General features: G+C 40.4%; 17 protein-coding genes. 16 read left to right on the top strand and 1 reads right to left on the bottom strand.

The genetic code is table 11. The annotated features are described in order from the left end of the window. Positions 1–107 precede the first annotated feature (107 nt). On the top strand, positions 108–1,337 hold the full coding sequence (locus E0Y80_RS00160) for a M16 family metallopeptidase (protein WP_156305310.1): 1,230 nt from the start codon (positions 108–110) through the stop codon (positions 1,335–1,337). A 30-nt stretch (positions 1,338–1,367) separates the two neighbouring features. Next, positions 1,368–2,258, top strand: a complete 891-nt coding sequence (gene fabD / locus E0Y80_RS00165) for an ACP S-malonyltransferase (protein ID WP_156305311.1) — start codon at positions 1,368–1,370, stop codon at positions 2,256–2,258. Between the two features lie 281 nt (positions 2,259–2,539). On the opposite strand, the gene metK is transcribed toward fabD, so the two are convergent. Further along, positions 2,540–3,793: a methionine adenosyltransferase gene (gene metK / locus E0Y80_RS00170; RefSeq protein ID WP_156305312.1), complete on the bottom strand. Its 1,254-nt coding sequence runs from the start codon at positions 3,791–3,793 to the stop codon at positions 2,540–2,542. 225 nt (positions 3,794–4,018) lie between these two features. Here metK and E0Y80_RS00175 point away from each other — a divergent pair, with 225 nt between their 5' ends. From E0Y80_RS00175 to E0Y80_RS00235, 14 genes are all read left to right on the top strand, one after another. Continuing rightward, positions 4,019–4,894, top strand: a complete 876-nt coding sequence (locus E0Y80_RS00175; protein WP_156305313.1) for a diacylglycerol/lipid kinase family protein — start codon at positions 4,019–4,021, stop codon at positions 4,892–4,894. Positions 4,895–4,896: 2 nt separating this feature from the next. Beyond that, positions 4,897–5,247 carry a translation initiation factor gene (locus E0Y80_RS00180; RefSeq protein ID WP_156305314.1) on the top strand — a complete coding sequence of 117 codons (351 nt, stop codon included), beginning with the start codon at positions 4,897–4,899 and terminating at the stop codon, positions 5,245–5,247. A gap of 416 nt (positions 5,248–5,663) precedes the next feature. After that, a complete protein-coding gene (locus tag E0Y80_RS00185; protein WP_156305315.1) occupies positions 5,664–6,497 on the top strand; it encodes a MotA/TolQ/ExbB proton channel family protein in 834 nt (277 codons plus the stop codon). A 101-nt stretch (positions 6,498–6,598) separates the two neighbouring features. Continuing rightward, the gene (locus E0Y80_RS00190) at positions 6,599–7,255 is read left to right on the top strand and encodes an ExbD/TolR family protein (RefSeq protein WP_156305316.1); all 657 of its coding nucleotides are present in this window, start codon (positions 6,599–6,601) and stop codon (positions 7,253–7,255) included. Positions 7,256–7,266: 11 nt separating this feature from the next. Further along, positions 7,267–7,821, top strand: a complete 555-nt coding sequence (locus tag E0Y80_RS00195) for an ExbD/TolR family protein (RefSeq protein WP_156305317.1) — start codon at positions 7,267–7,269, stop codon at positions 7,819–7,821. 21 nt (positions 7,822–7,842) lie between these two features. Next, a complete protein-coding gene (locus E0Y80_RS00200; protein ID WP_156305318.1) occupies positions 7,843–8,721 on the top strand; it encodes an energy transducer TonB in 879 nt (292 codons plus the stop codon). A 6-nt stretch (positions 8,722–8,727) separates the two neighbouring features. Continuing rightward, on the top strand, positions 8,728–8,964 hold the full coding sequence (locus E0Y80_RS20540; protein ID WP_197091418.1) for a hypothetical protein: 237 nt from the start codon (positions 8,728–8,730) through the stop codon (positions 8,962–8,964). A gap of 36 nt (positions 8,965–9,000) precedes the next feature. Then, positions 9,001–9,951: a PstS family phosphate ABC transporter substrate-binding protein gene (locus E0Y80_RS00205; protein WP_156305319.1), complete on the top strand. Its 951-nt coding sequence runs from the start codon at positions 9,001–9,003 to the stop codon at positions 9,949–9,951. Between the two features lie 27 nt (positions 9,952–9,978). After that, entirely contained in the window at positions 9,979–11,730 is a 1,752-nt protein-coding gene (locus E0Y80_RS00210) for a tetratricopeptide repeat protein (RefSeq protein WP_156305320.1), read from the top strand. Positions 11,731–12,303: 573 nt separating this feature from the next. Beyond that, entirely contained in the window at positions 12,304–12,684 is a 381-nt protein-coding gene (locus tag E0Y80_RS00215; protein ID WP_156305321.1) for an NADH-quinone oxidoreductase subunit A, read from the top strand. Between the two features lie 42 nt (positions 12,685–12,726). Further along, a complete protein-coding gene (locus E0Y80_RS00220; protein WP_156305322.1) occupies positions 12,727–13,281 on the top strand; it encodes an NADH-quinone oxidoreductase subunit B in 555 nt (184 codons plus the stop codon). Then, complete coding sequence (locus tag E0Y80_RS00225; protein ID WP_156305323.1) at positions 13,274–13,777, top strand: NADH-quinone oxidoreductase subunit C; 504 nt, start codon at positions 13,274–13,276, stop codon at positions 13,775–13,777. The genes E0Y80_RS00220 and E0Y80_RS00225 overlap by 8 nt, the downstream gene beginning before the upstream one ends. 11 nt (positions 13,778–13,788) lie before the next feature. After that, entirely contained in the window at positions 13,789–15,024 is a 1,236-nt protein-coding gene (locus E0Y80_RS00230) for an NADH-quinone oxidoreductase subunit D (protein WP_197091419.1), read from the top strand. Further along, on the top strand, positions 15,017–15,544 hold the full coding sequence (locus E0Y80_RS00235; protein ID WP_156305324.1) for an NADH-quinone oxidoreductase subunit NuoE family protein: 528 nt from the start codon (positions 15,017–15,019) through the stop codon (positions 15,542–15,544). Before E0Y80_RS00230 ends, E0Y80_RS00235 begins: the two co-directional genes overlap by 8 nt. Position 15,545 lies beyond the last annotated feature (1 nt).

The raw sequence follows: 15,545 nt of genomic DNA on the forward strand, positions 1-15,545 counted from the left end.
TATTTTAAAGGAAGGTGGCCAAGTGGTCACCTTTCATTTTTACAGTTAATTATTCAATAATTACACATCTCGATTTAATCCTTACCTTTGTCAATCAAAATTTCATTATGGATCATAAGGTTTTCCAACTTGAGAATGGATTACGGATATTATTTCAACCCCATCCATCTACGATTTCACATGTTTGCTTGATTGTCGATGCGGGCTCCAGACATGAAGAGATTGGGAAATTCGGGACGGCACATTTTATTGAGCACCTGCTTTTCAAGCGAACAGAGCGTAGGAGTACCAATCAGATCTTAAATAGACTTGAATCGGTAGGGGGAGATTTAAACGCCTACACGACGAAGGAATATACCTGTGTTCATGCCTCCTTCCTGAATCCATATTTAAGTCGGGCATTGGACTTATTTGAGGACATTCTGTTTCACTCTATTTTCCCAGAGGATGAAATGGACAAGGAGAAAGAGGTTATCCTCGATGAAATGGCTTCTTATTTGGATAGTCCTGAGGAATCCATCATGGATGATTTTGAGGATTTGGTTTTCCAGGGTTCGGGTTTAGGTCATAATATATTGGGCCTTGAAGAAGATCTCAAGTCCATTTCCCAAAAAGATATAAAAAGATTTATCGAACAGCATTATGATACCTCGAAGATCGTCATTGCGATCTCTGGGAATTATACTGAAAAGAAAGTGCTTTCCATTGCCAATAAATGTTTTGGGGATTCCAATGCCTTTCACTGGGCCCATGTAGCTGAGGAACTGATCAAGCGACCGATATCCTTGGTTGAAAGAGAAAAGCCAATCAACCAGGCACATGTTGTTCTTGGCGGTCCAGCCTATGGAATTCACGACCCAAGAAAAACAGGATTATTGTTGCTGAACAATTTATTGGGTGGATATGGTATGTCCAATATCCTCAACTTAAATATTCGTGAAAAATATGGGATTGCTTATACCATTGAATCCAACTATAGCCTTTATTCAGATACAGGTTTGTTCAGTATCTATTTTGGAACAGACGATGAGAAGGTTGATAAGACCTTAAAATTAGTTGGGAAGGAACTTAAGAAACTAATGGAACAGGAGTTGAGTGCGCAAGTTCTGGAACGTTGCAAAAACAAATTTAAGGGGCAGATCGCTTTGGCAGAGGAGAATAGGATGAGCTTGATTATCGCTGAGGCAAAGAATATTTTGGATTACGACCGTGTGGTTGGGCTACAGGAGGTCTTCGATAAGATCGATCAGGTAAATTCAAAGGAAATACGGGAGATAGCTAATGATGTCTTTTGTAAAGAAAATCTTTCATCACTTTCTTTTCTACCCGAAGATTAAGTATATTTTTGTTGAACTAAACAATAGCATATGAAAACAGCATACATTTTTCCAGGTCAAGGTGCCCAGTTTGTGGGTATGGGCAAGGATTTATACGATTTAAATGAAGAAACCAAAGGATTGTTTGAAAAGGCAAATGAGATTTTGGGATTTCGGATCACTGATATCATGTTCAATGGCACAGAAGAGGATTTAAAACAGACTAAGGTTACGCAGCCTGCTATTTTTCTACATTCTGTGATATTGGCTAAAGCGCTAGGGGAGCAGTTTCAACCGTCGATGGTTGCTGGTCATTCCTTAGGTGAATTTTCAGCATTAGTATCTGCAGGCGCTCTTTCATTTGAGAATGGTCTTCGTCTAGTTGCAAAGCGAGCAAATGCAATGCAGAAGGCTACAGAAGTGGAACCCGGCACGATGGCTGCCATCTTAGGGTTGGACGATATTATCGTAGAAGAGGTGTGTGAGCAAGTCGATGATATTGTTGTTGCGGCAAATTACAATTGTCCGGGGCAACTGGTGATTTCAGGGACCGTAAGTGGAGTGGACAAAGCCTGTGAGAAGTTGTTGGAAGCTGGTGCTAAACGTGCATTAAAGCTTAACGTTGGCGGAGCATTTCACTCGCCTTTGATGGAGGCTGCAAAACAGGAGTTGCAGGCTGCAATTGAGGATGTGGAGATTCAAATTCCAGTTTGCCCCATCTATCAGAATTATGATGCATTACCTTACCAGGATCCTACGGCCATCAAAGACAATTTGATTGCACAGCTAACAGGAGCTGTTCGCTGGACGCAATCTGTTGAAACAATGATGGCTGATGCTGCAGAAAGTTTTGTTGAAGTTGGCCCAGGAAATGTGCTTCAAGGGTTGGTGAAAAAAGTAAATCGCCAAATTCCGACATCATCGGCATCTGTTACAGCGTAAAAAATATATAACAAAAATCATAAAGAGCTTCCAATGTGGGGAGCTTTTATTTTTTTAGCCTTCCCGTTTAGTTCTTCTTCCTTTTACACCCGAAGCTGAAGCGGACTAATAAGGAAGAAGAATATACCGAGAATGGAACAAGAATAGAAGAGATCAAAAAAGCCGTCCCACGATTTGGAACGGCTTCTAAAAATATTATATCTTATTAGCATCAGCTAAAGGATTTAGTATCTTCCATCATCCTTCAAGTCTAAATACTAAACTAATTACGTAATACTATCTTAAATCCCAAACTCTTTTTTTACTTGGTCAACATAGTCAAGTTTTTCCCAGGTAAAGAGGTCCACTTCGACTGTTTTAGTTTCGCCATTTGAGTTTTCAAAAGTTTTGGTTACGGTTTTAGGCGTTCTGCCCATATGTCCGTAGGCAGCAGTTTCAGCATAAATAGGGTTGCGCAGGCCTAGGCGGGACTCAATACCATACGGAGTCATATCAAATAGCTCAGCAATGATGGATGCGATTTGGCCGTCTGTCTTGTTGACTTTGCTAGTTCCGAATGTATTGACATAGATTCCCATAGGGTCTTTAACACCGATAGCATATGATATTTGGACCAAGATTTCATCTGCTACTCCGGCAGCCACTAAGTTTTTAGCGATATGACGTGTCGCATAGGCTGCAGAACGGTCAACTTTTGAAGGGTCTTTTCCCGAGAACGCACCACCACCATGTGCACCTTTACCACCATAGGTGTCAACAATGATCTTCCTACCTGTTAATCCTGTATCTCCATGTGGTCCTCCGATCACGAATTTACCCGTTGGGTTGATATGATATTTTATTTCATCCGTAAATAGGGATTGAAGTTCCGGCTTCAACTGTGCTTTTACACGAGGAACCAAAATATTAACGATATCAGCTTGAATTTTTTCCTGCATTTCTTTTTCAGAAGCGAAGTCATCATGCTGGGTAGAGATAACGATGGTATCAATACGGATAGGTTTGTGGTTATCGTCGTATTCCAAGGTTACCTGCGATTTTGCGTCAGGGCGTAGGTAAGGGATCTGGTCGTTTTCACGTCTTAGCGCAGCGAGTTCGTATAATAACCTATGTGAAAGGTCAAGAGCGAGGGGCATAAAGTTTTCGGTTTCGTTATTCGCGTAACCAAACATGATTCCCTGGTCACCGGCACCCTGTTCTTGTTTGGTGATTCTGTCGACCCCTTGGTTGATGTCGGCGGACTGTTCGTGAATAGCGGAAAGTACTCCACAGGAGTTCGCCTCGAACATATACTCGGATTTGGTGTACCCGATCTTTTCAATTACTTGGCGAGTGATTTTTTGCACGTCCAGGTATATTTTGGACTTCACTTCACCTGCTAAAACCACTTGACCGGTAGTAACTAGTGTTTCGATAGCTACGCGGGCATCTTCATCCCAAGCGAGGAAGTTGTCGATTAAAGCGTCCGAGATTTGGTCTGCGACTTTGTCAGGGTGTCCTTCAGAAACAGATTCGGAGGTAAATAAATATGCCATAAAAATAATAAACGTTAGAAGGGAATAGCAGGCAGTATGTGAAAAATCATTTGTCCCGAATGGTTTTAGCACTTTTTTACTGTGGTTGCAATCTCCCATTTTACATTATGATAATGCTAAATGCAAATCAGTCCACATTTTGTGTGGCACAAATCTACGATACTTTGGAATATTTAAAAAGTATTTCATTCAAATTATTATCTTTAGCGGAATTAAATGACGTAAATGAGAAAGAAGCGCATACTGTTTGTAATCAATCCAGTATCAGGGGGGAAGAAGAAGACAACTTTTAATAAGCAGGTCCTAGAGGTACTCGATTTAAACAGGTTCGATCCCACCTTTAAGGTTACCGATCACGCTAATCATGGATTTGAGCTTGCTAAATCTGCCATTGAAGAGGGATATGATGCGGTCATAGCAGTTGGCGGTGATGGTACGATCAACGAAATTGGTTCTGCATTGGTTGGCTCCAATGTTCCGTTAGGGATTGTTCCGGAGGGATCAGGTAATGGTTTGGCACTTTATCTGGGGATTCCGATGAACGAATCTGCCGCATTACGTAGGATCAATCGTTTCGAGAGCGTTTCGATAGACTGCGGGAAGGTTGGAGACCGTAGCTTTTTCAATATTGCCGGGATTGGTTTTGATGCTTCGGTAAGCGATAAATTTGCTTCTGAGACTTTCCGGGGACCAGTTGGCTATCTAAGGACCGTAATCAATGTATTAAGTAAATATAAACCCAAGAAATATACCTTAAATATTGATGGCAAAATCTATGAACGGGAAGCCTTCATGATTTCTGTCGCCAATTCTCCACAATATGGGAACAATGCCTATATCGCTCCGAACGCCTCGATAAATGATGGTTTGTTGGATGTATGCATTGTTCATAAATTTCCGTTATATACTTTACCGATGATGATTTTCCATCTTTTCAACAAGACTGCAGATCAATCGGAATATGTGGAGATTATTCCGGGCAAGAAAATCTGTATTGAGCAGGAAGGAAAGGCTCCGGTTCATTTAGATGGCGAGCCGATGGACTTGGGGAATAAGATAAATATTAAGGTAGAGGGAAATGCATTAAATATTATTTGTTAGATATGGCGAAACAGAAGAAACAGCGATTTGAGGGTATAGTATATTCGACATCGGATGACTTTGAATATGCGATGGAGGACGGATTAGATGCGGATGAGACGCTTCCGAATGCGCAACAAAAATTGAAGGTAGGATTGGACAAGAAGCAGCGGAAAGGGAAGGTTGTGACGGTTGTGACGGGTTTTGTGGGGTCGCATGCTGATTTGGACGCTTTAGCGCGGACCTTGAAGCAAAAATGTGGAGTTGGAGGCAGTTCCAAGGATGGTGAAATATTGATACAAGGAGATTTTAAGGAAAAAATTATACAGTATCTTAGTTCTGAGAAGTATCAGGTAAAATCATTTGGGGGTTAATTGAAGAATTGTTTTGTAAACGTTTAAAAAACAAATAAATACTGGTTATTTGGGGGAGAAAAAGGAGTTGGTAGCGCACTACTTTTGTAAGTAAATACTCACTTATTTTTAACATTTAACGATTTGATAATTTGCAATTCATAAAAAAAATGGTTTTCATTGTAAAATATATGGAATATTCAACCGTTATGTGATACGACAAAAGGAGCATTGATTTGAGAGCTGCTGAAGAACGTCAATGAGTAGGTAACACAGCCTAAAAGTTAAATAATCAGATATCTTCAAATTAATTTTGTTTTTAACAGAAAATGCTATATTTGTTTTGAATTAATGTAAAATAACGGCATTTAGCTTGCATTAAATTGAATTTAACTTAATAATTAAACAACAGTAAAAAATCTAAAAATTAGTAAAAAATGGCAAACGCACCAAAAACTACAACAGCCCCTGCTAAACAAGAGAGTGGCAACGCGGGTAATCTATTTGCAAGTTTAGCAATTATCATTTGTCTAGTAATTGGTTACTTGGTTTACAAATTTGTAATGGGTGATCCGGCGAACTTTATTGATGAGAATCCAGAGAACCAACCAAAACCAGGTAATTATTTAGGAATGGTTTACCACGCTGGAGCGATCGTTCCTGTGTTAATTGGATTATTCTTAATGGTATGGGTGTTTTCAATCGAGCGTTTCATCGTAATTAGCAAAGCGTCAGGAACTGGAAACGTAGGAAACTTTGTAAGAAAAGTACAAGGTTTATTAAGATCAGGTAACATTGATTCGGCTATCCAAGAATGTGATAAACAAAAAGGGTCAGTAGCTAACGTAATCAAAGCTGGATTATTAAAATATAAAGATGTTGAAGCACATCCAGGATTAGATACAGAAAAATCTGTATTGGCTATCCAAAAAGAGATTGAAGAAGCTACTACATTAGAGATGCCAATGTTGGAGAAAAACTTAACAGTTATTGCAACATTAGTATCTATCGGTACATTAACAGGTCTATTAGGTACAGTAACAGGTATGATTAAAGCGTTCTCGGCTTTAGCAACAGGTGGTGCACCAGATCAAGCAAAATTAGCGAACGGTATTTCTGAGGCCCTAATCAACACGGCAACAGGTATCGCGACATCAACAATTGCAATTGTATTCTACAACATCTTAACTTCTAAGATCGATACATTAACATATTCTATTGACGAGGCTGGTTTCTCAATCGTACAAACATACGCTGCAAACCACAAATAAGGTGATTCGAAAAAAAAAGTTGAATTATTTTATGCAATGTTCAACGGTTTCGCATCATTATTACAAAAGAAATAGAGTGTTCACATTAAAGAAGTAAAGAAATGGGAAAAGCAAAAGTAAAAAGAGCCAGCACGTCGATCGATATGACGGCGATGTGCGACGTATCTTTCTTGCTTCTTACATTCTTCGTTTTGACGGCGACAGCACGTCAGCCAGAAACGATGCCTGTAGACACTCCACAGTCAACTACATTAGATAAATTGCCGGATGATAACTTGTCGGTGATTACTGTAGGTAACGGTGGGAAAATATTCTTCGGTGTTAAGAATCCAAATGTTAGGGTTATGACCTTGAAGAACATGTCTGCAAAATACAACATCGCTTTTTCAAACGAGGACTATGAGAAGTTCAAGCTGATGGATGACTTTGGAGTTCCAATCAAACAATTGCGCGGATTGATTTCCTTAGAAAAGGATAAGCGTAATATGGACGTCCAACCAGGAATTCCTGTTGACAGTACGGAAGAGCTGTCTAACGAACTATACCACTGGGTTCAACAGGCACGTTTAGCGTCTGTAGAATTCAATAGGGACCAAGAAGGTAAGGTTAAGGGCTGGGAAGATCCGGGAGCGATGAAAGTCGCTATCAAAGCAGATGCTGAAGAGAAGTACGCAGTAATGAATTTGATTATCGAGACATTGCGTAACCAAAAGCAGAACAAATTTAGTTTTGTGACAGGTTTACGTCATGAGAATTAATAAGATATAAAATGGCAGAATTAAATCAAGACTCCGGCGGCGGCAAAAAAGGCGGTAAGGTAAGGTCGAAGAAAAACGGTGGTAAGGTAGATTTAACCGCGATGGTGGATCTAGCGTTCCTACTAATTACGTTCTTCATGCTTACAACGTCGCTAAGTAAGCCACAAGCTATGGATGTTAACATGCCTGACAAGAATAAGGATAAGTCGATCGTCGATGACATTGAGATTGCGGATAACCGTTCAATCACCTTATTGTTAGGTTCGGATAATAAAATTGCTTGGTATTACGGACAATTGGCAAGCCCTCTCTCTCCACCTGCTGTGGTAGACTATAGCAAAGAAGGAATCAGAAAGATCGTTTTAGAGAAAAAAGCGCAGGTTCCTAAGGTATCAGGAGGTAAGGACTTAATCGTCGTAATCCGTCCAAGTGACAGGTCTGTACAACGTAACCTCGTTGACATACTAGATGAAATGAAAATCACTGATGTTAAACGTTTTATGATTTCGAAGATCAAACCTGAAGAAGTTGAGGTTTTGAAGACTAACGGAATCTATAACGAATAATATTAGCTAAATCGAAAGAAAATGATTGGTTCAAAATTAGATTTATTTAAGAAAGAATGGCTAGATGTCGTTTTTGAGAATAGAAATAAAGAATATGGGGCATATGCTCTGCGTAAATTTGCGCCTAGAGCTACCAATATCGCTTTATTCTCAGTTTCGGCAGTAGTTTTAGCTTTCGTGGCTGTAAAGGCCTTTGATATAAAGCTTTTCCCTGAGAAACCAGTTGAAGATGTGCAGATTGTTACTCCGGTAACTTTGGAAGACTTAGAGCTTCCTGAGCCACCAGAAGAAGAAGAACCACTTCCTCAAGAAGAAGAGCCACCTCAACGTATTGCAGAGGAACCACCGAAGGAAGACTTAATCCGTTTCCCGGAGCCGAAGGTTGTAGATGCAAGACAAGTTAAGGAAGAGGTTGTTTCTCAAGAAGAGATTAAAGAGAAGAACGCAACTCCAGCACGTATTACCTTGAAAGGTACCCCAGGTGCTTCAGGTGTTCCAACTGGAGAGTTCGGACCTAAGAAAGTGGAAGGATCTATTACAGGTAGTACCAAAGGCGTAGAAGACGGTAGTAACAAGATCTATGACTTTGAGGCTGTTGAGGTTCCAGCATCATACCCAGGTGGTATCAATGCGTTCCGTACTTTTGTTCAGAATACGCTTCAATATCCACAGGCAGCAATCGATGCTGGTGTGAAGGGTACAATTGAGTTGTCATTCGTTATTGACAAGACAGGATCCCTTACTGATATTAAAGTGGTGAGAGATGTTTCATACGGTACAGGACAGGCAGCGATTACTGCATTGAAGAAATCAAAGAAATGGCAACCAGCTATCCAGAATGGTGTTCCGGTTCCAGTTCGTTATTCATTGCCAATTCGCTTAGACTTGTCGCAAATGTAATTCGCTATGTCGGATCGTTCAACAAGAAATAATTTTAGACAGAAATCGCCCACACAGCGATTTCTGTCCATTTTAGGACTATTCATGTTCCTATTCTATTTTGTATTGGGTTTATTGATTATCTTTTGGAGCGGTTTTCCGATTGAAATAGATCCTACCTATAGAAAGATCTTTGGAGCATTCCTAATTATCTATTCATTTATGCGTTTTGCCAGGCTATGGCAAAATAATTTTCGGAATTAATTAATCCTTTTCGGTATTTTATTATTCATAAGTAATATGAAGCGTACACTTTGGAATACAATTGTTATGGTTCTCATTTTGGGTATTGGGGTTTCTTGTTCGCAGCGGAGAGGACAGGATGGCTCCGATAGTAGCAAAAGTGGATCAGGCAGTTCTAAGGATGACATCCTAACAGGAGAGTTAACGGTGATCGTGGATGAGGCGATACTGCCCATTATGCTGGAGCAGGCTGATGTATTCAAAACATCGTATGTCAATGCGAACATCAAATTGGTTCCCCTACCGGAGCGGGAGGCGATCAATGCCTTAATGCAGGGTCAGGCGAATATTGCTGTTTTGGCTAGATTGTTGAGTAAAGAAGAGAATGCTGGCTTTAGTGGCAGAAAGATTACGCCCAGAACGTTTCCAGCATTTTATGATGGGGTCGTTTTTTTTAGTAATTTAAATGCTGCAGATACTTCAATTGATTTAAATACGTTAAGTTCAATATTGAAGGGCACTTCGACCGGCGGAAAGCGTTTGGTTTTCGACAATGTAAACTCGAGCACCTTCCGTAAAGTGAAGGAATTTGCGAAATTGGATAAGGTGTCGGGCCAATCGGTAAGGGGGATGAAATCTTCAAAAGAGGTTTTAGAGGAGGTTCTGAAGGATGCCAACAGTATAGGAGTGATTTCTTATGGGCAATATTTAGATTGTGTAAAGCAGTTTGGAGAAGAAAATAAAATTCGTATCTTAAGCCTTCAAAGTTTGAAGGACGGCAAGAGCTTAGGCTATTTTAAGCCGTCGCAGACAACTTTTGCTACCGATGAATACGCGTTGAAGACAGAGTTTCATGTACTAAACTATCAACCGAATATGGGATTGGGAATTGGATTTTCTGCCTTTATGACGGGGGATCGTGGCCAGCGGATTGTTCTTAAATACGGTTTATTGCCGGTAACTATGCCGGGAAGAGAGATTATTATCAGAGAAGACAACATAAATTAGTTTATAACAAAGAGTAAATAACAGATTATGACAAACAGCAAATTATTTTTAAGCCTTTTAGTTGCGGGCGCTGTTGCTACAGGAGCGGCACAAGCTCAGAGTATCAAAGACGCAAAGGCTGCAATGCAAGCTGAACAATATGACAAAGCTAAAGCTATGTTGCAGAATTTGGTTCAGAAAAAGGCAAAAGATGGTGAGAATTATTTTTATTTAGGACAAATTCACTTGATCAACGACAAGATCGATTCGGCACAGGTCGTTTTTCAAGAAGGTGTTACTAATGCTCCTAAGGAGAAATTGAATACTGTAGGTTTAGGTGTTGTAGACCTTGAAAAAGGCAATGTAAGTGCAGCAGAGACTAAATTTGCAGAAGCTACCCAAGGATTGGGCAAGAAAGAGTACGAAGTTCTTTATTATATCGGTAGGGGATACATCGATGCTCCAAAGCCTGACTACAAAAAAGCGGTGGAGTATTTGACCAGAGCTAAGGAAATGAATGCTAAGGACGCTTTGATTCCTACGGCATTGGGGGACGCATATGCTGGATTACGTGAAAGTAGCCCTGCATTCGTAGCCTACCGTGATGCATTGGGTATCGATCCTGATTTATTGGCTCCAAAGATTGGACAGGCAATTATTTCAAGAAGAGCACAGGCTTATGATGCTGTAATTGATCAATTGACTACCTTGTCAGGAGAGAATCCTAACTATGGACCAATCTACCGTGAATTGGCTGAGACCTATTACCTGTCATCAATCAAAGCACCAGAAGATAAATACCGTGAGATCAACCAAAAAGCAGTTGAGAACTATAAAAAATATCTTTCCTTAACTGGAGATGCATCAACAGATGCGAAAGTTCGTTACGCTGACTTCTTGGTATATTCAGGTAACTATGATGAATTGAAGACTGTTGCTCAACAATTATCGACTATCGAAGGGGTTGACGCAAAAGTTTACCGTTACTTAGGTTATATTGCATTCTTGCAGGATAAAGATTATGCGAAATCATTGGAATATATGAATACGTTATTCAGCAAGGTTGACACTTCACGTTTAATTGGTCGTGACTACTTATATGCAGGTTTAGCTAACTTAGTGGCAGGTGATGCTGCAAAAGGTGCTGAATTATTGAAAGTAGCTGAAACTAAACAAACTGAAGATGAGAACTACGATGAAGAAATCTCAGAAACAGCATTTGAATACTTCAAGAATGGAGAGAACGAAATTGCGTCTAAGATCTTCGCAGTTCCAGCAAGCAATGATAGCTCCGATTACTTCTTTGACTCAAACTTTTATTTAGGACAGATTGAGTATGGTATCGGTTCGAAAATCGTTACTGCACCTGAAGGTACTGAATATACTCCTGAGCAAGCTGCAGAGAAATTAAACGAGGCTAAACCTCATTTGGAAGCTGCTGTTAAATCTTTAGGACTTGTTGCCGCTGCGGAGAAAAAAGAAGTTGTTGACAAGTATAAACTTCCAGCTTTGTACTACAAAGGATTGACAGAATTAGCATTAGACAACATTATGTATGCTCCTGAGAATGCAAAAGGTATTTTCGTAGATTCATTTACGCAATTATTGGCTGCAATTGATGCTTCAGGAAAAGCTGATGATGAAGCAAACAAAACTTATGCTGCAGATGCACATAACTATATCGGTTACTATGCATACTTGAAAGGTGACAATGCTAAAGCTAAAGCTGAGTTTGACAAAACATTAAGCTTGAAACCGGGTGATCCGTTTGCTACGCAAATGATTGAAGCGGTTAAGTAGAGGATAGACGTTAGACAATAGACATTAGACATTAGAGTCTGTTTAGTTTATTAGGTCTATAATTTATAGAGGCTCTGGAATTTTTCCAGAGCCTTTTTTTGGTGAAATTTGGTGAAGGGTTTACACCTTCGGTGACTGAGCTTGTCGAAGTCCCGACGAACCGTCGAAGGGCTGTCGAAGGGCCGAAGGATTGTCGAGGAAGCCATTTTTAGGATCGTAAATGAGTTATTATTGGGAAATATGTCACTCCTATGGAGTTGTTTTTGTAATTATCATTTATCCAGACCATAAAGATCTGGCTATAGATACGCCATCCCAATGGGATTTTGTCATACACTATTATATCTTAAGACAATTTCAATATTCTACGTTAAACTCTCCCAACCCTTATCTCAATATTCTACAATCAAACTATCTCGGCTCTTAGGTCTAATGTCTTATGTCTCCCTGTCTCTTCCCTAATTTAAAATGATTCAAAATAACAAAAAGGGGCGGGATAGTAATCTAGCTTCCTTTTTTTATTCACATAAATTGTTATTTTTGTTAGACTACTAATAGCAATAAACTAGAGATATGGATGGATTAGCTGGGCAAAGTGCGCCTATAGATTATATTCCTATATTAATTCAATTGGCTGTGGCCGTCGGTTTTGGTGTTACCACGATTATTGGTACGCATTTGATTGGGCCGAAGGTTCGAACCGAGAACAAGCTGGGCTCATTCGAGTCAGGCATTGAGGTTGTTGGTAATGCGCGACAGCCGTTTTCAATTAAATATTTTTTGGTTGCTATCCTGTTTGTGATTTTCGATATCGAGGTCATCTTTATGTATCCATGGGCTGTTAATTTCAGGGAATTTGGTGTACAGGGATTGCTTGAGATGTTCGTTTTCATGGGCTTATTGCTTTTAGGGTTTATTTATATCATTAAAAAGAAGGCATTGGATTGGGATTAACCGTTTGGTTAATGGATTCAGTGGGGCTAATAATTTTAGAAGATGAGTAATATTACCTTATCAGATGCGCCTCCAGGAGTTGAAGGAGCGGGATTTTTTGCGACAACATTGGATAAAGCCATAGGATTAGCGCGAGCTAATTCGTTATGGCCATTGCCATTTGCAACTTCCTGTTGTGGGATTGAGTTTATGGCTACGATGGGATCGACGTATGATTTAGCGAGGTTTGGTGCTGAGAGGCCTAGTTTTTCGCCTAGGCAAGCGGATATGCTGCTTGTGATGGGCACGATTGCTAAGAAGATGGCTCCAGTACTAAAGCAGGTGTATGTGCAGATGGCAGAGCCACGCTGGGTGATCGCCGTGGGTGCCTGTGCGTCAAGCGGTGGTATTTTTGATACCTATTCCGTTCTACAGGGAATCGATGAGATCATTCCGGTAGACGTATATGTTCCTGGATGTCCGCCACGCCCGGAAGCGATCTTAGACGGCGTTTTAAGGCTGCAGGATATTGTAAAGAACGAATCGCTGAACCGGAGAAATACGCCGGAATATAAAGCATTATTAGAAAAGTACGGAATCGTTACAGATAATGGATAAGTTGACAAATGAAACGGTTATCGAAAAGCTGAAGTCACAATTTGGCGATGGGATAACCCATATATCAGAACCTAAAGGACTACTTACGGTCGAAACCCATAAGGATCATATTATAGAAGTACTGAGAAGCATTAAGGAAGATGATTCGATGCAGTTTATCTATTTGACGGATATTACGGCAGTTCATCATCCTGAGCGCGAAAAACCTTATGCCGTGGTTTACCATGTGCATAGCTTGGTTCATAATGTAAGGATCCGTATCAAAGTTTTTTTAGAGAAGGAGAATCCAACGATCGCGAGCGCCACGGTTTTATGGAACGGAGCGAACTGGATGGAAAGGGAAACCTACGATTTCTTTGGGATTATCTTCGAAGGTCACCCAGATTTGAGAAGGATCTTGAATATGGATGAATTGGGTGTTTTTCCGATGCGTAAGGAATATCCATTGGAAGATCCTAACCGTGTTGACAAGAAGGATTTTTATTTTGGGCGATAAGAAAGGCAATCATGAGTAAATCAATTACAAGAATATCACATAATGCACCGGTATTGGAGGATAATGATCCTCAGGAAGACCTGGTGACCCTAAACATAGGTCCTACGCATCCTGCGACGCATGGTGTCTTTCAAAACGTTGTTCAGATCGATGGGGAGCGCATTGTAAGTGGTGTTTCGACGATAGGTTATATCCATAGGGCATTTGAGAAAATTGCGGAACACCGTCCATTTTATCAAATTACGCCATTAACAGACCGTCTGAATTACTGTTCATCGCCGATCAACAATATGGGTTGGCATATGACGGTTGAGAAATTATTGGATATTGAGATTCCCAAGCGGGTTCAATATATGCGGGTGATCGTTATGGAGCTTGCCCGTATTGCGGACCATATTATCTGCAACGGTATTCTTGGAGTTGATACGGGAGCATTTTCTGGGTTTTTGTATGTGATGCAAGAACGGGAATTTATCTATGAGATTTACGAGGAAATATGTGGTGCGAGATTAACGACGAATATTGGTCGTATTGGCGGATTTGAGCGTGATTTTAATGATGTTGCTTTTGCAAAGATTCGCGAGTTTTTAGTTCGTTTCCCGCCGGTATTGAAGGAATTCCAGGAGCTGTTTGACCGAAACCGAATATTTATTGAGCGTACCTCGAATGTTGCTGCGGTAACCCCAGAGGAAGCATTGGACTACAGTTGGTCAGGGCCGATTTTACGGGCGACGGGTATAGATTATGATGTTCGTGCGCATTCACCATATTGTTCTTACGAGGAGTTTGATTTTGAGGTTCCTGTAGGTACGAATGGGGATGTTTATGATCGTTTCATGGTCAGGAATGAGGAGATGTGGCAGTCGATGCGGATTATTGAGCAGGCATTGGACAAAATAGATAAAGAACCGAAGGGAATATTCCATGCGGATGTTCCAGATTTCTATCTGCCACCTAAGGAGCAGGTATATACGAGTATGGAGGCCTTAATCTACCATTTCAAGATTGTTATGGGAGAATGGGATGCTCCGAAGAATGAGGTTTATCATGCGGTTGAGGGAGCAAATGGGGAGTTGGGATTCTATTTAATCAGTGACGGAGGCAGGACACCTTACCGACTTCACTTTAGAAGGCCATCGTTTATCAATTATCAGATGTTTGCACCGATGAGCAGCGGCATGTTGATTTCTGATGCGATTATTAATATGAGTAGTTTGAACGTAATAGCAGGTGAATTAGATGCTTAGTGTTAAAGAAAATATGATTGTCGAATTTTCGACGACACTTTTGGATAAATTTTCAGAGGTTGTATCTCGCTATCCAGAAGGGAAGCAAAAGTCAGCCTTATTGCCGATCTTGCATTTGGTGCAAGCTGAGTATGAATGGTTAAGTGTAGATGCAATGGAGAAAGTGGCGACCTATTTAAGTATAGAGCCAATTGAGGTTTTTGAGGTTGCGACGTTTTATAGCATGTACTTTTTACAGCCCCATGGTAAATACACTTTAGAGGTATGCCGTACGGGCCCATGTTGTTTGGTAGGTGCAGAGAAGATTATGGCACATATTGAAGATAAGCTAGGGGTTAAGGAAGGCGAGGTTACCGATGATGGTTTGTTTTCCTGGCGTGGGGTAGAATGTTTGGCAGCGTGTGGCTATGGTCCTGTATTACAGATCGGACCTAGTTATACGTTTTATGAGCAGCTGACTCCTGAAAGTGTGGATCAATTAATCAGTGATTTAAAGGAAAAATCAAAAAGCGAGGCTTAAT

The sequence above is a fragment of the Sphingobacterium endophyticum genome (assembly GCF_009733535.1).
GTDB lineage: Bacteria > Bacteroidota > Bacteroidia > Sphingobacteriales > Sphingobacteriaceae > Sphingobacterium > Sphingobacterium endophyticum.

What these genes read in the sequence shown, in the direction of transcription:
- E0Y80_RS00160 (WP_156305310.1), top strand. Translation starts at nt 108, where the DNA reads ATGGATCATAAGGTTTTCCAACTTGAGAATGGATTACGGATATTATTT.
- fabD (WP_156305311.1), top strand. Translation starts at nt 1,368, where the DNA reads ATGAAAACAGCATACATTTTTCCAGGTCAAGGTGCCCAGTTTGTGGGT.
- metK (WP_156305312.1), bottom strand. Translation starts at nt 3,793, where the DNA reads ATGGCATATTTATTTACCTCCGAATCTGTTTCTGAAGGACACCCTGAC.
- E0Y80_RS00175 (WP_156305313.1), top strand. Translation starts at nt 4,019, where the DNA reads ATGAGAAAGAAGCGCATACTGTTTGTAATCAATCCAGTATCAGGGGGG.
- E0Y80_RS00180 (WP_156305314.1), top strand. Translation starts at nt 4,897, where the DNA reads ATGGCGAAACAGAAGAAACAGCGATTTGAGGGTATAGTATATTCGACA.
- E0Y80_RS00185 (WP_156305315.1), top strand. Translation starts at nt 5,664, where the DNA reads ATGGCAAACGCACCAAAAACTACAACAGCCCCTGCTAAACAAGAGAGT.
- E0Y80_RS00190 (WP_156305316.1), top strand. Translation starts at nt 6,599, where the DNA reads ATGGGAAAAGCAAAAGTAAAAAGAGCCAGCACGTCGATCGATATGACG.
- E0Y80_RS00195 (WP_156305317.1), top strand. Translation starts at nt 7,267, where the DNA reads ATGGCAGAATTAAATCAAGACTCCGGCGGCGGCAAAAAAGGCGGTAAG.
- E0Y80_RS00200 (WP_156305318.1), top strand. Translation starts at nt 7,843, where the DNA reads ATGATTGGTTCAAAATTAGATTTATTTAAGAAAGAATGGCTAGATGTC.
- E0Y80_RS20540 (WP_197091418.1), top strand. Translation starts at nt 8,728, where the DNA reads ATGTCGGATCGTTCAACAAGAAATAATTTTAGACAGAAATCGCCCACA.
- E0Y80_RS00205 (WP_156305319.1), top strand. Translation starts at nt 9,001, where the DNA reads ATGAAGCGTACACTTTGGAATACAATTGTTATGGTTCTCATTTTGGGT.
- E0Y80_RS00210 (WP_156305320.1), top strand. Translation starts at nt 9,979, where the DNA reads ATGACAAACAGCAAATTATTTTTAAGCCTTTTAGTTGCGGGCGCTGTT.
- E0Y80_RS00215 (WP_156305321.1), top strand. Translation starts at nt 12,304, where the DNA reads ATGGATGGATTAGCTGGGCAAAGTGCGCCTATAGATTATATTCCTATA.
- E0Y80_RS00220 (WP_156305322.1), top strand. Translation starts at nt 12,727, where the DNA reads ATGAGTAATATTACCTTATCAGATGCGCCTCCAGGAGTTGAAGGAGCG.
- E0Y80_RS00225 (WP_156305323.1), top strand. Translation starts at nt 13,274, where the DNA reads ATGGATAAGTTGACAAATGAAACGGTTATCGAAAAGCTGAAGTCACAA.
- E0Y80_RS00230 (WP_197091419.1), top strand. Translation starts at nt 13,789, where the DNA reads ATGAGTAAATCAATTACAAGAATATCACATAATGCACCGGTATTGGAG.
- E0Y80_RS00235 (WP_156305324.1), top strand. Translation starts at nt 15,017, where the DNA reads ATGCTTAGTGTTAAAGAAAATATGATTGTCGAATTTTCGACGACACTT.